Annotated in this window: 13 protein-coding genes; 1 reads left to right on the top strand and 12 read right to left on the bottom strand. The window is 58.5% G+C overall.

Annotated features, from left to right (window positions below):
* Positions 1–60: 60 nt before the first annotated feature.
* Entirely contained in the window at positions 61–807 is a 747-nt protein-coding gene (locus tag FYJ63_RS04235) for a methylated-DNA--[protein]-cysteine S-methyltransferase (RefSeq protein WP_229769960.1), read from the top strand.
* 134 nt (positions 808–941) lie between these two features.
* Here FYJ63_RS04235 and FYJ63_RS04230 read toward each other — a convergent pair whose 3' ends face one another.
* The 12 genes from FYJ63_RS04230 to FYJ63_RS04175 form a co-directional block, all read right to left on the bottom strand.
* Entirely contained in the window at positions 942–1,655 is a 714-nt protein-coding gene (locus tag FYJ63_RS04230) for a nitroreductase (protein WP_154544104.1), read from the bottom strand.
* A complete protein-coding gene (locus tag FYJ63_RS04225; protein WP_229769959.1) occupies positions 1,655–3,133 on the bottom strand; it encodes an amino acid permease in 1,479 nt (492 codons plus the stop codon). Before FYJ63_RS04225 ends, FYJ63_RS04230 begins: the two co-directional genes overlap by 1 nt.
* 51 nt (positions 3,134–3,184) lie before the next feature.
* Positions 3,185–4,489: a TRAP transporter large permease gene (locus FYJ63_RS04220; protein WP_154544102.1), complete on the bottom strand. Its 1,305-nt coding sequence runs from the start codon at positions 4,487–4,489 to the stop codon at positions 3,185–3,187.
* Positions 4,486–5,079: a TRAP transporter small permease gene (locus FYJ63_RS04215; RefSeq protein ID WP_154544100.1), complete on the bottom strand. Its 594-nt coding sequence runs from the start codon at positions 5,077–5,079 to the stop codon at positions 4,486–4,488. Before FYJ63_RS04215 ends, FYJ63_RS04220 begins: the two co-directional genes overlap by 4 nt.
* Positions 5,076–6,218, bottom strand: coding sequence for a TRAP transporter substrate-binding protein (locus tag FYJ63_RS04210; RefSeq protein WP_338106819.1), 1,143 nt, complete (start codon positions 6,216–6,218; stop codon positions 5,076–5,078). The genes FYJ63_RS04215 and FYJ63_RS04210 overlap by 4 nt, the downstream gene beginning before the upstream one ends.
* A gap of 78 nt (positions 6,219–6,296) precedes the next feature.
* Positions 6,297–7,715 carry a glucuronate isomerase gene (gene uxaC / locus FYJ63_RS04205; protein WP_154544258.1) on the bottom strand — a complete coding sequence of 473 codons (1,419 nt, stop codon included), beginning with the start codon at positions 7,713–7,715 and terminating at the stop codon, positions 6,297–6,299.
* A gap of 14 nt (positions 7,716–7,729) precedes the next feature.
* A complete protein-coding gene (locus tag FYJ63_RS04200; RefSeq protein WP_154544098.1) occupies positions 7,730–8,845 on the bottom strand; it encodes a sugar kinase in 1,116 nt (371 codons plus the stop codon).
* Positions 8,842–9,492, bottom strand: a complete 651-nt coding sequence (gene eda, locus FYJ63_RS04195) for a bifunctional 4-hydroxy-2-oxoglutarate aldolase/2-dehydro-3-deoxy-phosphogluconate aldolase (RefSeq protein WP_154544096.1) — start codon at positions 9,490–9,492, stop codon at positions 8,842–8,844. The genes FYJ63_RS04200 and eda overlap by 4 nt, the downstream gene beginning before the upstream one ends.
* A 44-nt stretch (positions 9,493–9,536) precedes the next feature.
* Positions 9,537–10,616, bottom strand: a complete 1,080-nt coding sequence (locus FYJ63_RS04190; RefSeq protein ID WP_154544094.1) for a mannonate dehydratase — start codon at positions 10,614–10,616, stop codon at positions 9,537–9,539.
* Complete coding sequence (locus FYJ63_RS04185; protein WP_154544092.1) at positions 10,613–12,235, bottom strand: mannitol dehydrogenase family protein; 1,623 nt, start codon at positions 12,233–12,235, stop codon at positions 10,613–10,615. The genes FYJ63_RS04190 and FYJ63_RS04185 overlap by 4 nt, the downstream gene beginning before the upstream one ends.
* Positions 12,236–12,432: 197 nt before the next feature.
* Positions 12,433–13,323 carry an HAD family hydrolase gene (locus tag FYJ63_RS04180; RefSeq protein WP_154544090.1) on the bottom strand — a complete coding sequence of 297 codons (891 nt, stop codon included), beginning with the start codon at positions 13,321–13,323 and terminating at the stop codon, positions 12,433–12,435.
* Between the two features lie 8 nt (positions 13,324–13,331).
* Entirely contained in the window at positions 13,332–15,113 is a 1,782-nt protein-coding gene (locus tag FYJ63_RS04175) for a glycoside hydrolase family 3 protein (protein WP_154544088.1), read from the bottom strand.
* Position 15,114 lies beyond the last annotated feature (1 nt).

The raw sequence follows: 15,114 nt of genomic DNA, 5'->3' as shown, positions 1-15,114 counted from the left end.
GGTCGGTTATTGAAAAGGTGCAAAAATGGGTTTGATAGCGCCCTGTTGAAGGAGTTTCGATTGCGAGCCGTTTTTTCTTTGCGAACCGGCCATCCGGTGATAGATTCCCATGTCATCGAGGTTGAAATCGAGGACTATTCTCTTCGTTTGCTGCGGTGGGTGCCTCGAGGGGAGTTGGCGGTTCAACAAGGCGCTCGCGGCGAATACGGCGAGGCCCTTGCTAAACACCTTGCTGACTCCCTAGCGGAACCGATTTGTTCTTCCACCACTCCGCCCGACCCCATGTTCGAGCCTTTCGCATCCGCCTTGGAAGATTGGGAGGTTGGAGATCAGAACGCGTGGCGATATCAACTTGACCTGCTGTATCCTCTGGACTCGGACTTCCGAGAAAGCGTCCGCGAGGCTTTGTTGCGCACGCGCCGCGGTGAGGTCATCAGTTACGCCAGCTTGGCAAGGCGGATTCGTGAGCCGAAGGCGGTTCGGGCAGCGGCATCGGCCTGCGCTACCAACCCGATAGCTCTGGTGGTGCCGTGTCATCGGGTGGTTCCATCGGCGTCCGCGCCACAGTTTTCCGAAGTGAAGGTGGCGGTGTTGGAAGAGGTGAAGGAGCTGGGGAGTGAGGCGCAGCAGTTCGTGGCGAAACCCCGCCGGAAGATCCCGAAGAGGACGCTGCGGCTCGCCGCGGAGCGGTTGCAACTTGTTGACCTCGGAGAATATGCCTATGGCTCGAAATTAAAACGGGCTTTGGTGGAGTTCGAGTTGGCCTGGAAAATCTCTGACACTGCCAAACGCGCCGCGAAACGCTAATCTAATCCGAACGATCATCGTCTAGGAAATGGGCGGACCCCAGCTTCATTCCCGCGGGGCAACACGTTTCGAATCTCCACCTGGCCCCTCAGAGAAAGCGCGGAGGAAACGCTTGGAGTCACCACCCGCGCTAACTATTGCCGAGGACGAGCCAAAGTGAGGGGCGGATGTTCGGCTCGATAGGCGTTGATGGGCGCATCTGCATCGGGATAGCCCAAGGCAAGACCGGTAATCATCGCGTAATCCTTGGGAATCTCGAACTCCTGGTCAACCGGCGAGCGCCAGGTTGCGAGCGTCCCGATTGCGAGTGTCCCGAGCCCGCGGTTTGCTGCCGACAGCATCAATGTCCCGAGCATCACCCCCGCGTCCTGGGCGGAAAACGGCAGCATTTTCTGGTGGACGAAAACGAAAATCCCCACCGGCGCGCCGAAAAGTTTCAAATTATCCCGCTGCTGCGCCTCCCGCGCTTCACGGTCTCCCCGTTCGATTCCGAGATGTTTATAGAACCGTTTTCCGTTAGCGACCTGGCGCGCCCGCAGCTCGGGGGGATATTCCCGCCAAGTCTTGAAGTCAGCGCTCGGAAGTTTCCCACGCCAGACCGCTTTCACAAAGGCCAGCGGCTGGCCGCGCCGGAGCCCCAAAGATTCATCCCAAATCCGCAAGTAATCCGCCCGAATCCGCTCGAGGCGCTCCCCTGTGGCCACTGCCAACACGTAGCCGCGAGTGTTTGACCAAGACGCGCAGTGCCGCGCTTCATCCAAGACCGCGTCCAAAACCTCCGGAGAAACCGGTTTTTCGAGGAAGGCCCTTACTGAATAGCGAGCCTGCAATAGTTCTTCGAATTCCATCAACGTTCCTTTTCTTCGGTAGCGGCAGCGAGCTCTTCGGCCAGCAAGTCGCGGGGCGCGGGCAGATTGCGAATTCGGTTCAACAACTCGTATGACCCGAGCAACGCCGCCACATACGGAATCCCCGCCAAGGGTGCGAGCGGCATGAGCCAAAACAAAGCCACGAAAATCGCCACGCAAGCCGCAATAACCGCTATGTTGACCACCGGCGCGCCCCACAGGCGCCGCTTCGCCAGCGGCAAACTGGCGGCGGCGCGGTCGCGGCGGAATTTCAGGTGGGTCGCCATGACGAGACACCAAGTGATCAAGATGGCTACTGTCGTCGCCCCCAGGAGAATCATGAAAGCGCTGTCGGGAGCGGTGATGGACAAGACGGCAGCAATCCCCACCCCGAAAAGCGACACCACCACGGCTCCACGCGGGGTTCCATTCGCGGAAAGTTTCCCCGCGATTCGTGGGGCTTGGCCTTCAACGGCGAGAGCGTGAATCATGCGGGTAGCGGCGTAGAGACAGCCATTCGCGGCAGAGAGAGCCGCCACAATCAGAATCGCGTTCATGACGTGAGCCGCGGGGCCCACTCCGGACAAGGCCAAGGCTCGCACGAAGGGCGATTCCTCGATGGTTCCGCCTTGAGCGGCGGTTTTGGTCCACGGCTGGAGCGCCAACACCACCGTGACGGCAGCCAGATAGAAGATGACGATACGCCAAATCATGGCCTGGGCCGCTTGGGGAATGTCGCGCCGCGGATTTTCGGACTCCGCGGCCGTGGAGGAGACGTTTTCGATTCCTCCAAAGGAGAAAACTGCCATACAGGAAGCGGCTAAAACCCCGAGAATCCCGTGCGGCAGGAAGCCACCGTGGGCCGTCAAGTTCCCCCACCCAATTGGGGCCCGCCCCGGAACCATCCCGAGGATAAGCGCCAATCCGAGGAGAATGAAGGCCACGGCCGCCACCACTTTAATCATCGAAAACCAATATTCCGAAGACCCGTAGAGGTGCACCGAGAAGGCATTAAAGGCCATAATGAGCGCCGCGCAGCCGATGGCTCCAGCCCACAGGGGGACTTCCGGGAACCAGTAGCGGATGTAGGTCGCGGTGGCGGTGACTTCCGCGCCGACCGCGACCAGGGATTGAATCGCGAAATTCCAGCGCGCCACGTAGCCGCCGCGCCGCCCCAAGTAAGACGCGGCGACGGTTCCGTGTCCGCCCGCAACCGGATGGGTCGAAACCATCTCGGCCAAGGCCCACACGACCGCCAGTGCGAAGGATCCCGCAATCAGGTAGGAGATTATGGTGGCTGGCCCCGCATAGGCGATGACCGATCCGGAGCCAAGGAACAATCCCGTTCCGAGCGCTCCGGAGAGGCCAATCATGGAGACTTGCCGGTGGGTGAGCCCGCGGGTGAGCGCTTGGGGGTTACCCTTCGGCGCCTCGCTTGCGCAGTCGCTAATTACAGGCACGGAATCGCTTGTTGACATACCTGCAAGACTATGCCATTTGGGCGGCGTTGCCGTAATCCGTAGCCTCCCTTACACCAAACCGGCCACGGTCGGCAGCCACAGCGAAATCTGGGGGACGAAGACCACCACGAAGAGGGTCAAAATGATCCCGATCATGAACGGCCACAGTTTCGCCACCACCGGTTCGATGCGCAGTCCCGCCACTTTGGAACCCACGAAGAGAACGTTGCCGACCGGCGGAGTAATCACCCCAACCGACAGGTTCATGACCACCATCGCCCCGAAATGCACCGGATCAACCCCGAGGTCAGTCACGATTGGGAGGAAGATGGGGACAAAAATCAGGATGGCCGGAGTCGGATCCATGAAGGTGCCGACGATGAGCAAAATCACCATGATGATAATCAAGATACCCGTCTTGGAGTCGGTGATTCCGAGGAGCAAGTCCGTGATCAGAGTGGGGATTCGCGCAAAAGCCATGACCCAGGACAGGCCGGAAGATACTGCCACAAGGAGCATCACCACGGAGGTGGTTTCGGTTGCGGTCACGAGAATCTTCGGAAGGTCTTTCACTTTCAAGTTCCGATAGATGAAGCCCAACACGAGACAGTAGACCACCGCGATAGCGGAGGACTCGGTGGCGGGGAACCCGCCCAAGATAATCCCGCCGATGACGAGGAAAATCATGAACAAGGAAGGCACCGCGCGCCACAGGGTCACCAAGGTCAGTTTCAAACCCGGGTGTTCCACTTCGCGCCGGACATTCTCCTTGCGGAACATGATGAGAGCCACCACGAGACAGGCCACCACCCAGAGCAGCCCCGGCCCAACTCCGGCCATGAACAACGCCGCAATCGAGGTCGAGGATACGAGGGAGTACACGATGAAGGTGTTGGACGGAGGGATGAGCATTCCCGAAGGCGCGGAGGCGATATTGACTGCCGCCGCGTAGGACTTGGAGTAGCCTTCCTTTTCCATGCGCGGCTGCATAATCGTCCCGATGGCGGAAGCGGCCGCAACCGCCGCTCCGGAGACAGCGCCGAACATGGCGTTGGCGACGATATTCGTTTGTGCCATCGAAGCGGGCATCCGTCCCACCAAGACTTTGGCGGCATCAATCAGTCTGGCAGCAATCCCGCCGGAGTTCATTAAGACGCCCGCCAAAATGAAGAACGGAATTGCCAGGAGCGAAAACGAGTTCACGCCGGTAAACATGCGCTGAGCAATGGACATGGCCGCCACATCGGGAGCCATGACGGCGATGGCCGCGATAACGGTCGGAACCCCGATGGCAATCGCGATGGGAACCGAGGAAGAGATGAGGGCGATGATTCCGATGAGGAGAATCAATCCGGCAACAGCGGTGGGTGTCATTTCTCGACCTCCTTCGTCGGGGCCGCGGCATCTACCAGTTCAGCCTCAGTTTCGAGCGCCTCTTCGGCGATTTCTTGGCCTTTCGCGGCTTCGAGTTCCGCTTCGGGGACGGGGAAAGCGCTCGTCTCGTGGCGGGAAATCTCTTTAATGTAGTTCAACGCAAACAGGCTGATGCACACTCCCGCAAGCGGGATTACCAGGTAGATTGACCCGATGTTCAATGGCAGAGCCGTCAAGTTTTGGGTCCAGGCGTTCAAGGCGGCTTTGAACCCGCCATAGACCAGCACGAAAAGTCCGAAGAACAGCCCGACAACGTGGGTCCAGATTCCGAAGAATCGCTCGCCTTTGTCGGGGAAACGACGCGCCAGCATCTCCACGGCCATGTGGCCACGAGACCCGTAGACCAGGGAGGCTCCCAGGAAAGAAAGCCACACGAACACGACTTTCGCAAGCTCTTCTGACCAGGTCACGGGGGAATTCAGCACGAGACGGGAGAAAACCTGCCAGACCGTGGTGAGGACGAGGATCGTAAACAGCGCTGCGCAGACCACCGCCAACGCTTTACAGAGACCATTTACCAGTAGTTTCATGATTGTCCTCCTGACTGGGTGGGACTGGGTGCGGTTGTGGCCGCCACGGGAGCAGGCGACTGGGTGGATGCGGGCGACTGGGTCGTCTCGGTCGCGGCCTTAGTGCCCGCCTCCAGTTCGTCAGCCACCGCGCGAATCTTGGCGTAGAGCTCCTTTTGGTAAGGCGTCACCACGAACTGGTCTTTAATAGGTTGGAGCGCATTAAAGAAAGCCTCGGAATCGACTTCATTAAACTCCGCACCGTGTTCTTTCGCGATTTCTTCGGATTCTTTCGTGTAATCAATCCAGAGTTTGGTATGGAAATCCATGGAATCATTCCACTTTTCAATCAATAGGTTGCGATCTTTTTCAGGCACGGCCCGAAACAGGTCGGCACGCAGAATCATGTAGTCCAAACCGATAAGGTGATTGGTGTAAGCATAATGATTCGCGACTTCCATGTGTTTAGCCGTGTTATACGAAACAGCATTGTTTTCTGCGCCATCTAAGACACCGGCCTGCAAGGCAGAATAAACCTCACCATAAGACAGCGGAGTGGCTGAACCACCCATGAGTTCAATCATCCGAATATGCATATCGGATTCTTGCACCCGAATTTTTAGCCCCTTCAAATCGGCGGGGGTCTTGATGACCCTATCGGTGGTATAGACATTGCGGGAGCCTTGAGTATATCCACCTAAAACGGTGATGTTGTCTCTTTTCTCCAACGATTCAAATAGTTTTCCGACAATCTCACGGTCTTTCAAAACCGCAATTTGTTGGTCAATCGAGGTAAAAGTGGTCGGCATGTCGAGAACTTGGAAATCTTTATTGACGTTTTCCAACTGGGTTCCCGAAACAATCGCCATTTCTATCGCCCCGGATTTCACCATTTGGAGAACTTCCTGTTGAGAGCCGAGCTGCTCATTAGGAAATATCTCTATTTGGTAGCGCCCTCCGGTGGCTTTCGAAAACTCTTTTCCGAAGAATTCCAAAGCCTTATAAGAAGGATGTTCCGTGGTCTGATTGAGCGCTACTTTGAGGTAGGTGACGGTGTCGGGTTTCCCCACACTGTCGAGTTTAATGCCCCCAAATCCGGCGCACCCTGACAGCATCAGGGTGGCCGCGACTATGAGGGGAAGGAATCTTTTCGTTTTCACGAGACCTCCGCCTTAGTGTGACGCCGCATCTTTGCGGCGTATCTCCAAACTGAATATGAAATTATTGACTAAATTGCTTTAGCCAAGGCGGAAAATTTCCCGCGGTTGTTCATCGGTGAGCCGGTGAATCCAGTGGCGCGCGCTCGACAGGGATAGGCGTCCTTCCCGCACGTAGCGAGCCAGGAAAGCCGCGTCCAAGCGCCGGTTCATGTCGTGGCGCGCCGGAATCGACAAGAAGGCCCGGGTGTCATCAATGAACCCAGATAGTCGCGAGAATCCCGCAACCTCGGAAGTCGCCGCATGGAAGCGCAGAATCGAGTCCGGCGCGTCAATAAACCACCACGGGGCTCCGATGTAGACTGCCGGATAGAACCCGGCCAGCGGCGCAATCTCTCGGGAGTATACGGTCTCATCCAAAGTGAAGAGCACCAGATGAAGGCGTTTATCGTTTCCGTATTTCTCCAGCAAGGGCCGCAGTGCCCGGGTAAACTCGGTGGCCACCGGAATGTCGTGACCGGTGTCTGGCCCGAAACGGTCAAAGGCCGCCGTGGAGTGGTTGCGGAACACTCCGGGATGAACCGTCATGACGAGACCGTCATCAATACTCATCCCCGCAAACCGCGTCAGCATTCCGGACTCAAAGGCATCGGCTTCTTCCGGACTCGGATCCCCGCCCACGCAGGCTCGATACAGCGCCGACATTTCCTCATCGTTCAAATCCAGGCTGCGCGGGTGGGAAACCCCGAAGTCGGCTGAAACCGCACCGCGTTCCACAAAGCGTGCCCGCGAGGCTCGCATGGCCTCGAGATAGCCTCGGAAATCATCCGGAGCCGCCCCGACCGAAGCAGTCAAAGCCGTGACTTTCTCCACGAACTCGGGCTTCCGCGCATTCACGTAGGCATCGGGCCGGAAGGTCGGCGCGACCCGCCCCTTGATGGCTCCGCTAACTGTCAACTCGGCCAGCTTCGCGTGCGAGTCCAGTGAATCCAGCGGGTCATCCGTGGTGGCCATGAAGGCAATCGGGAAGGAGTTAAACAGCTCGCGGGGACGAAAGTCCGGCTCCGCAAGCCGCGCCGCAATGCGGTCATAGATCTCATCGGCAGTCTCCGCGCTCGGCATCACATCCAGCCCGAACAGGGTCACGAACTCGTGGGTGAGCCAGTAGCCCGAGGCGGTTCCGTCAAGCAAATGCCAGTTCTCGCAGAAAATCCGCCACGCCCCGCGCGGGTCGGTTGTCGGCACCTTGCCGACCCCGATCCGCTCCAGGTCAATGCCGGCCGCGTTCAACATCCGGAACACATAGTGGTCGTAGCGCAAGAACAGGTCGGTGGCGTCCTGGAAAGCCGCATTATCCAGCAGCAAATCGGGGCTGACATGCCCGTGCGGCGAAATAATCGGCAGGTCCTTCACCGTCGCGTACAGTTCCTGTGCCACTTCGCGCGTCTGCGGGTCTGCCGGAAACAGCCGATCCGGATCCAGTGTCAAGGGCTCATTCATGATTTTCACCAACCTTAGCGCTGCACGCGAGCGGATCCGCCGCCGACGAGACGCTCGATTTCGGCCAGCGACGCCATCGAGGTGTCGCCGGGTGTGGTCATAGCGAGCGCGCCGTGGGCGGCGCCATATTCGACCGCGCGCGAGATGTCCCCAAACTCCATGAGCCCGTAAATGAGCCCCGAAGCGAAGGAGTCTCCCCCGCCGACGCGGTCGAGAATCTCGAGGCCATCGCGCTGGGTGGCTTGCACAAACCCTTGCTGACGATCCCAAGCGACCGCGCCCCAGTCGTTGACCGTGGCGGTGCGAACCTGGCGCATGGTCGTCCCGATGCACTGGAAGTTCGGGAATTTCTGGGAGGCAGTTTCAATCATCTTGCGGAAAGACTCGACTTCCAGATTATCAAGATTCTCGTTGGCACCCTCAATCTCGAAACCGAGAGAAGCCGTGAAGTCTTCTTCGTTTCCGATCATCACGTCAACGTACTGTGCCAAGTCACGGTTAACTTCTTGGCATTTAGCCTGACCACCAATGGCTTTCCACAAGGACGGACGGTAGTTGAGGTCGTAGGACACAATCGTCCCGTGACGTTTAGCGGCTTGCATTGCCGCGCGAGCCACGGCGGCAGTGTTTGCAGACAAAGCCGTGAAGATTCCGCCCGTGTGCAGCCAGCGCACCCCGAGATCTCCGAAGAGATGCTCCCAATCCACGTCTTCGGGCCGCATCTGGGACACGGCCGTGTTGCCGCGGTCGTTACAACCAACCGCCCCGCGAACCCCGAAGCCGCGTTCGGTGAAGTTGAGCCCGTTACGAACCGAGCGCCCGACCCCGTCGGAGTCCACCCACTTAATCAAGGAAGTATCCACGCCGCCTTGCAAGATACAGTCCTCAATCAAGAGCCCGACTTCATCACGAACCAGCGCGGTGACGATGGCGGCGCGGCGCCCAAAGGCGCGGCGCGACCCGCGAGCCACGTTATATTCGCCCCCACCTTCGGAGGCCTTGAATGCCCGGGCGGTGCGAATCCGCCCCTCGCCGGGGTCAAGTCGCAGCATGACCTCCCCGAGAGACACCACGTCATAGCGGCATTCCTCGGCGGGGCGAACCTTTAGTTCACTGGGAACTTTACTCATTGTCTAATCTCCTTTACTTTCTCCATGGCTTCTCGCGACAAGCGCGTAATTTCATCAAAGTTTCCTTCGGCAACCAACTTGCCGGACACCATCCAAGACCCGCCCACCGCTGGAATCATCGGCGCGGAGAGCCACTCGGCGAGGTTATCCAGATTAATCCCTCCGGTCGGCATGAACTTCACCTGGGGGAAGGGTCCCGCAAAGGCCTTCACGACCGGTAAGCCACCCAGAGGCACCGCGGGGAAGAACTTCACGACTTCGAGACCCCAGCCCCAAGACAGGACTTCCATAATGTCCGTGGGATTCGCAATCCCTGGCAGGAGGGGCACTTGCGCTTTGTCGGCGGCTTTGGCAATCTTCTTGGAAGTTCCGGGGGAAACCAGGAACTTCGCGCCTTCGGCAACCGCGGCCTCGGCCTGTTCCCGATTAATGACCGTCCCCGCACCAACCGTGATTTCAGGAACTTCACGGGCAATAGCGCCGATACAGCCCAGGGCCGCCTCGGTTCGCAGGGTCACCTCCGCGGACTTGATTCCTCCGGCGAGCAAAGCGCGGGCGGTCGGAACTGCGTCTTCCACGCGATCCAACACGACCACGGGAACGATCGGGTTTTCTTTGAGCAAGGGCATGGCGCTCGGAATATGCATTTTTCCTTCTTTCTTGACGGTCTAATAAATGGACGCAAGGTCTTCTAGGCCTCTTGGTGGGATTTCACGATGGCTTCCCACAGGCCGCTCAGGTAGACGGCTCCCAACGCACGGTCGTAGAGCGGGTATCCCGGACGACCGGTTTCACCCCAGATCATGCGCCCGTGGTCGGGGCGAATGTAAACGTCAGGGTTGGTTTCGTAGATGGCCTCCATAATGGCGTACATATCAAGGGAGCCAGTGGAAGACGGGTGCGGAGCCTCGTGGAACTTCTTGGGACCAAGGTATTTCACGTTGCGGACGTGGGCGGCGTTCATCAAGCCGCGTTTCCCAAACTCGCGGAAGATTGCGGGAACGTCATTGTCCGGATTGGAGCCCAAAGACCCGGCACAGATACAAAAACCGTTGAACTCCGAGTCATAGAGACCGGCAATCTTGTCCATATCGTCGCGCGACTTGTAGATGCGCGGCAACCCGAAGAGATCCCAGGCCGGATCGTCGGGGTGGCAAGCCATCTTGATGCCAACCTTTTCGGCGGTCGGAATGATGCCCTCGAGGAAGTACTGGTAGTTGTCGCGCATCTTGTCATGGTCAACGTCTTGGTAAAGTTTCATCACCTCATCAAGGTGCGCGAGGCGTTCGGGCTCCCAGCCGGGAAGGGTCAACCCGCCGGATTCCTTGGCGGTAATCTCCACAATATCCCGCGGGGTCATGCCCTCAATCTGGGCGTGGTCATAATACAGGCAGTTCGAACCGTCCTCGGTGACGTGGGAGAGCTCGGTGCGAAGCCAATCGAAAACCGGCATGAAGTTGTAGACAACGACCTTTACCCCGAACTTCGCTAGGTTCTCGAGGCTCTTATTGTAGGCATCGATATAGCCATCACGAGTGGGCAGGCCGAGTTTAATGTCTTCATGAACATTGACCGACTCGATGACTTCGCACTCGAGACCGGCATCGTTGACCCCACTCACAAGGTCACGAATCTCGTCTTCTTCCCAGACTTCCCCGGCGGCCTTGCCGGAAAGCACCCCCATGATCCCGGTCATCTCGGGAATCTGGCGGATATATTCGAGCGGAATCGGGTCGTAACCCTCCCCGTACCAGCGGAACGTCATTTTCATTTGTGGAACTCCTTGTCGACAGTGGCGCGGATTGCGCCGGGGGCGGACATCATTTCTTTATAAAAATCTGTGACCTTGGCTGCGAGCGGCGTTTCGGTCAAGTCAATCCCGAAAATGTCTTCGCGGGCCAAAAGCGGCGCGAGGCGCGCTTCTGCGTCATCGTTTTCACCAAGGGCGACTCCCTGGAAGTGGGCTTGGAGCTCCGGGCCGAGCGGGTCGGAAGAAATCTCCAGGGGCGCGCCGTTGTCGTCAAGGCCGGTCAAGTAGCGCAACCACAGCGCGAAAACGAAGGGGATTGCGTGGAGCGCGCCAAGGTCAAGCCCGCGCTCTCGGTATTTCTTCAAAGTCACGCCGAAACGAATCGGGAGCTTTTGAGAGGTGTCCATCGCGATCCGCGCCGGGTCGTCGGGAAGATAGCGGTTCGGGAAGCGCACCTCCAAAACTTCTTGCAAGAATTCCTCGGGCTTCACAATCCCGGGGTCAACCACGACCGGCATGGCCTCACGCTCACCAAGTTCACGAACCAAAGCCGCGAGCGCGGGGTCGCGCATCTCGGAGTCAATTGTCGGGAAGTGGAGCAAGCAGCCCGCAACCGCGAGAGCCGTATGCAGCGGGTTCAAACAGGTAGTTACCTTCATGTTTTCAAAGTCATCGCAAGTCTCCCGCGCGACCACGTCCACCCCGAGTCCCTCCCAGGCGGGTCTCTCGCCGGCGAATTTGTCTTCAATAATCAGGTATTCGGTCGGCTCCGTGTTCACAAACCCAGCCAGCGGAGTGCGCCTGGGGGTGGTCACTTCCATGTCGGTAAATCCGCGGGCCGCGAGGTCAGCAGCCACGGCGGGGCTCGGGCGCGGGGTAATCTTGTCAATCACCGTAATCGGGAAAGCCACATTGCCTTCATCCCCTACCCAGTCGGCAAATTCCCGGGGAACCGCGCCTTGCTCAAGCCACTTGCTGACAATCGTCAACACCGATTCGCGCAGCTTATCCCCGTTGTGAGAGAAATTATCGAAGCTCAAGAGGGTCAGGGGCGCGGGCTTACCAGAGTCACGAACCGCGTTAAACCGCTCCCACAGCAGACCCGCGGTGAGCAGCATCGCGTGAGCCGCGGCAGCTTCCTGACTTCCCGGGGCTTCCACCAAGCCCGACGTGACTTCCGGCTGCAGGTCGCCGGCGGAATCCGTGATGACATAGCCCTTTTCCGTAATGGTGAAACTCATCAAGGCCACGCCCGGGTTGCGGGCGACTTCCACCAGCCGGCGATAGTCCGCCTCGCGAGCCACCGCGAGGGCCTCACTAATCCCCGCCACGACCCGTTCTTCGCGAGTTCCGTCCGGATTCAAGGTCACCTTGAGGCTCATCAAGTCGTGGTCGCCGAGCTGGACATCCATATCGCCGGGGTCGCGCGGGGCGACGGCAACAATCGGCCAGTGCTCCCCGCGGGCAATCAGGTCATCCGCCACGCGAGCCACGTAGGCGCGAAACAGGTTTCCCGGCCCTACGTGTATCCACCGCGGATTCTCCCGACCCTCGGCCTGCATGGTGGCAACAGCAAATGCGGGGAGACGCAGGTTTTCAACACTTCCCAGTTCTTCGAGGCCTTTTAAGTTTAACTCCATTGTTTTCCTTCGTTTTCGGGGAATGAAAACTCATTCCCAAGGGCTTGGTTTTATTGTTTCGCAGGAGTCACCTCGAGCGGGAAAGTTGCCAAAAGTTGCCTTTTGTTGCCAGGCTTGCTGTCTGCCCGACGTTTGCCGCACGACACCACGACGCCGCACGACACCACGACGACACGCAGTGACGCGCGGCGAACGCCTTACACGGTCTGCCACGGCGGCGTCTCCGGCAGCAACTTGTTGTAAGCCTCAACCAAGCCGTCTTGGTATTCCCCGCGGAAGCTCCCCTCCAAGAAACGCGGCAAGCCGACTTCGCGGAATTCTTGCCAAGACGCGGCTTCTTCGCCGGGTCGAATCGGGAACCACAGCACGTCGTGGGAAAAGGCCGCCTTGCCGTCCCCAGGCGCATCCCCGAGGAGGAGAATCTTGTCCGGGTCGTATTTCCCGACCGCGGCCAACTCCAACTGTTCGGCTTTGGTTCCCATCTCTTGACCAGCAATGACCGAGACATACTGCTCGAGGTCGTGCTCGGCCCACTCGTGATGGAGCATCGCCAAGGAGGCTGCCGAAACGACCATGACATCGGCGCGTTCCTGGGCCGCGGACAGGGCCGCGGGAACCCCGGGGAAAGGCGCACAGTTATGCACCATCCAGGCCACGAGCTCGTTGACCGTCTCGCCCCACTGTAAAGCCCTCTCAAGTTCCGCGGAAGGATGGTCAGCCATTAATTGCTTCAAGCCGGCTTCACTAAGCGGCAACCCGGAAGTCACGAAGGCGTGGAGATCCCGCCCCTCGGGGAGCTTTATCTCGGAGGCCAAGACTTCTGGGCGTTGTTTCAAGAGGTCAAAGAGCAAATCCAACCCCGACCAGCGGTTGATCCCGCGATACTTCGAAAACAGGTTCATGAAGATTGCGGTTTCTCGGACCAACGTCGAAATCGCCTGGAGGTCAAAAGCCTTGATATAGGCCGGAGTGAAGCACTCGAAGTGTTTAATGTTCATCTGGTCAATGGCACAACCATCCGAATCCACCCCGATAAAGAACTCTTTAGTGGGCGTAAAACCCCGAAGTTTCTCGCGTAGTTCTTCCATAACTGACCTCAAATCCGGGTGTCGATCTTGCCACAGAACGCATCCACCGGCGATAAACCCTTGAACTCGCTCTTGCCCTCGAGTTTGTCCACGAGAGACTCCAAGGTGTCGGGTTTGTCGTCGTAGGTGTTGATATAGGTCTTCACCTGCGGGACGTCCACGAGCGCATAAGGTGTCGCGGTGGAAACATAAATCGTCGGGAGTTCAAAGACATACCAGGGAATATCCACCGTGCCCTTGGTGGCCGGCCACATGACGCGCTCCGTGGGTTGCATCATCCCGTCGATCTTGGAGATCAACAAGACGAGGTCATAGTTGTCGGTGAGGTTCGAAATCGGAGCCTTACCGGCATAGACGTTCTTGACGGCCTCGGCTTGTTCCTCGGGAGACATTTTAGAGAGCTTATCCAACAGCGACTCGTGACGATCCACCTCGTAACCGCGTTCCCGCAGTAGCTCCGCGACCCTATCGGCGGGATGTTTCGCCTCACCGCCCCCGCCGAAAGCCCTTGAGATGGGGTTTTGCGGACCCGAGACGCTAACCACCAGAATCCGGCGGCACTTCTCGGGGGAAATCGGGAGGTTTTTCGGCTGCTTGTTCTTCACCAAGGTGATGGCATCATTGGTGAGCGCGCTCGCCACCGCGAGGTTTTCCGGCAAACCAATCCGCCCCATAGCCTCTTCCTTCGAAGGCAAAATCTCCTCGCGTGGCGTCTTATGTAAGCCCAGCCGTGCCTTCAAGCCGAGAATTCTCTCGAGCGCATCTTGGAGCCGCTCGGCGCTGATACGCCCATCTTCGACCGCGGCCTTCATCCAGGCGAAGTCCTCGTCCGGGTCGTTGAAGAAGAGGAACAAGTCCACGCCGGCGGCAATCGCGGTCGGGAGGATGTCTCGCCGATTCATGGCGCCGGTCAAGCCCACCATGTGGGAGGCATCGGTCACCACGACCCCGTTGAAGCCGAGTTGGCCTCGCAAGAGATCTCCGACGAGTTCCTTCGACAAGGTGGCCGGCAAGAGATCATCATCAGTCATTCCCGGGTTGAATTTCTTCTGGTAGGCCGGCTGCATGATGTGGCCGATCATGATGGAAGGCAGCCCGTCTTCGATGAGCCCGGAATAGACCTTCCCGAAAGTCGCGTCCCATTCCTCGCAGGTGAGCGAGTTCACGGAGGCGGAGAGATGCTGGTCACGTTCATCAATCCCGTCTCCCGGGAAATGCTTGGCGGCGGGCATAATGCCTGATTCCATAATCCCGCGCATATAGGCCCTTGAGAGCGCCAAGACCCGATCCGGGTCATCGGCGAAGGCACGGTTGGACAGAATCGGGTTGCGCCAGTTGCGCATAATGTCCACGATCGGGGCAAACGACCAGTTACAGCCAATTGCCGCTGCCTCCACGCCGGAAACCCGCCCCATCTCGTAGGCATATTTTTCCCCGAGCTCACCGGGAGCTGCGCCGATTTTCACCTCAAAACCGACATAGGTTCCGTCGGTGCAGGCGCCGTTTCCGCCGGCTTCCGTGTTTGCCGCAATCAGCAAAGGAATCTTCGATTTCGTCTGCAGGATGTAGTTTTGGTCCCACACCTCCGCGGCCTTTCCCGGGTTGTAGCGGACCGCGCCGATATGGTACTTGTTCAAAACCTCGGTCAAATATTCCTCGGTTCGAGACGCGCCCATATTGACGAAGAGCTGGCCAACTTTTTCGTCCAGGGTCATTCCGGCAATGGTGTCACGTACCCATTTCTGGTCGGCAGCATCGAGGTTATAGGGTTTCGCTCCCAAATCGATCATG

Origin of the sequence: Mobiluncus porci, from assembly GCF_009695935.1 — a bacterium.
Classification (GTDB): domain Bacteria; phylum Actinomycetota; class Actinomycetes; order Actinomycetales; family Actinomycetaceae; genus Mobiluncus; species Mobiluncus porci.
The sequence above is the reverse complement of the archived record's forward strand: the minus strand, read 5'-3'. Positions and strand labels throughout refer to the sequence as shown.

Bases quoted from the DNA above. Each gene is read 5' to 3' on its own strand.
- FYJ63_RS04230 (WP_154544104.1), bottom strand. From the start codon at position 1,655: ATGGAATTCGAAGAACTATTGCAGGCTCGCTATTCAGTAAGGGCCTTC.
- FYJ63_RS04175 (WP_154544088.1), bottom strand. From the start codon at position 15,113: ATGATCGATTTGGGAGCGAAACCCTATAACCTCGATGCTGCCGACCAG.
- FYJ63_RS04225 (WP_229769959.1), bottom strand. From the start codon at position 3,133: ATGTCAACAAGCGATTCCGTGCCTGTAATTAGCGACTGCGCAAGCGAG.
- FYJ63_RS04180 (WP_154544090.1), bottom strand. From the start codon at position 13,323: ATGGAAGAACTACGCGAGAAACTTCGGGGTTTTACGCCCACTAAAGAG.
- eda (WP_154544096.1), bottom strand. From the start codon at position 9,492: ATGCATATTCCGAGCGCCATGCCCTTGCTCAAAGAAAACCCGATCGTT.
- FYJ63_RS04185 (WP_154544092.1), bottom strand. From the start codon at position 12,235: ATGGAGTTAAACTTAAAAGGCCTCGAAGAACTGGGAAGTGTTGAAAAC.
- FYJ63_RS04200 (WP_154544098.1), bottom strand. From the start codon at position 8,845: ATGAGTAAAGTTCCCAGTGAACTAAAGGTTCGCCCCGCCGAGGAATGC.
- FYJ63_RS04215 (WP_154544100.1), bottom strand. From the start codon at position 5,079: ATGAAACTACTGGTAAATGGTCTCTGTAAAGCGTTGGCGGTGGTCTGC.
- FYJ63_RS04220 (WP_154544102.1), bottom strand. From the start codon at position 4,489: ATGACACCCACCGCTGTTGCCGGATTGATTCTCCTCATCGGAATCATC.
- FYJ63_RS04190 (WP_154544094.1), bottom strand. From the start codon at position 10,616: ATGAAAATGACGTTCCGCTGGTACGGGGAGGGTTACGACCCGATTCCG.
- uxaC (WP_154544258.1), bottom strand. From the start codon at position 7,715: ATGAATGAGCCCTTGACACTGGATCCGGATCGGCTGTTTCCGGCAGAC.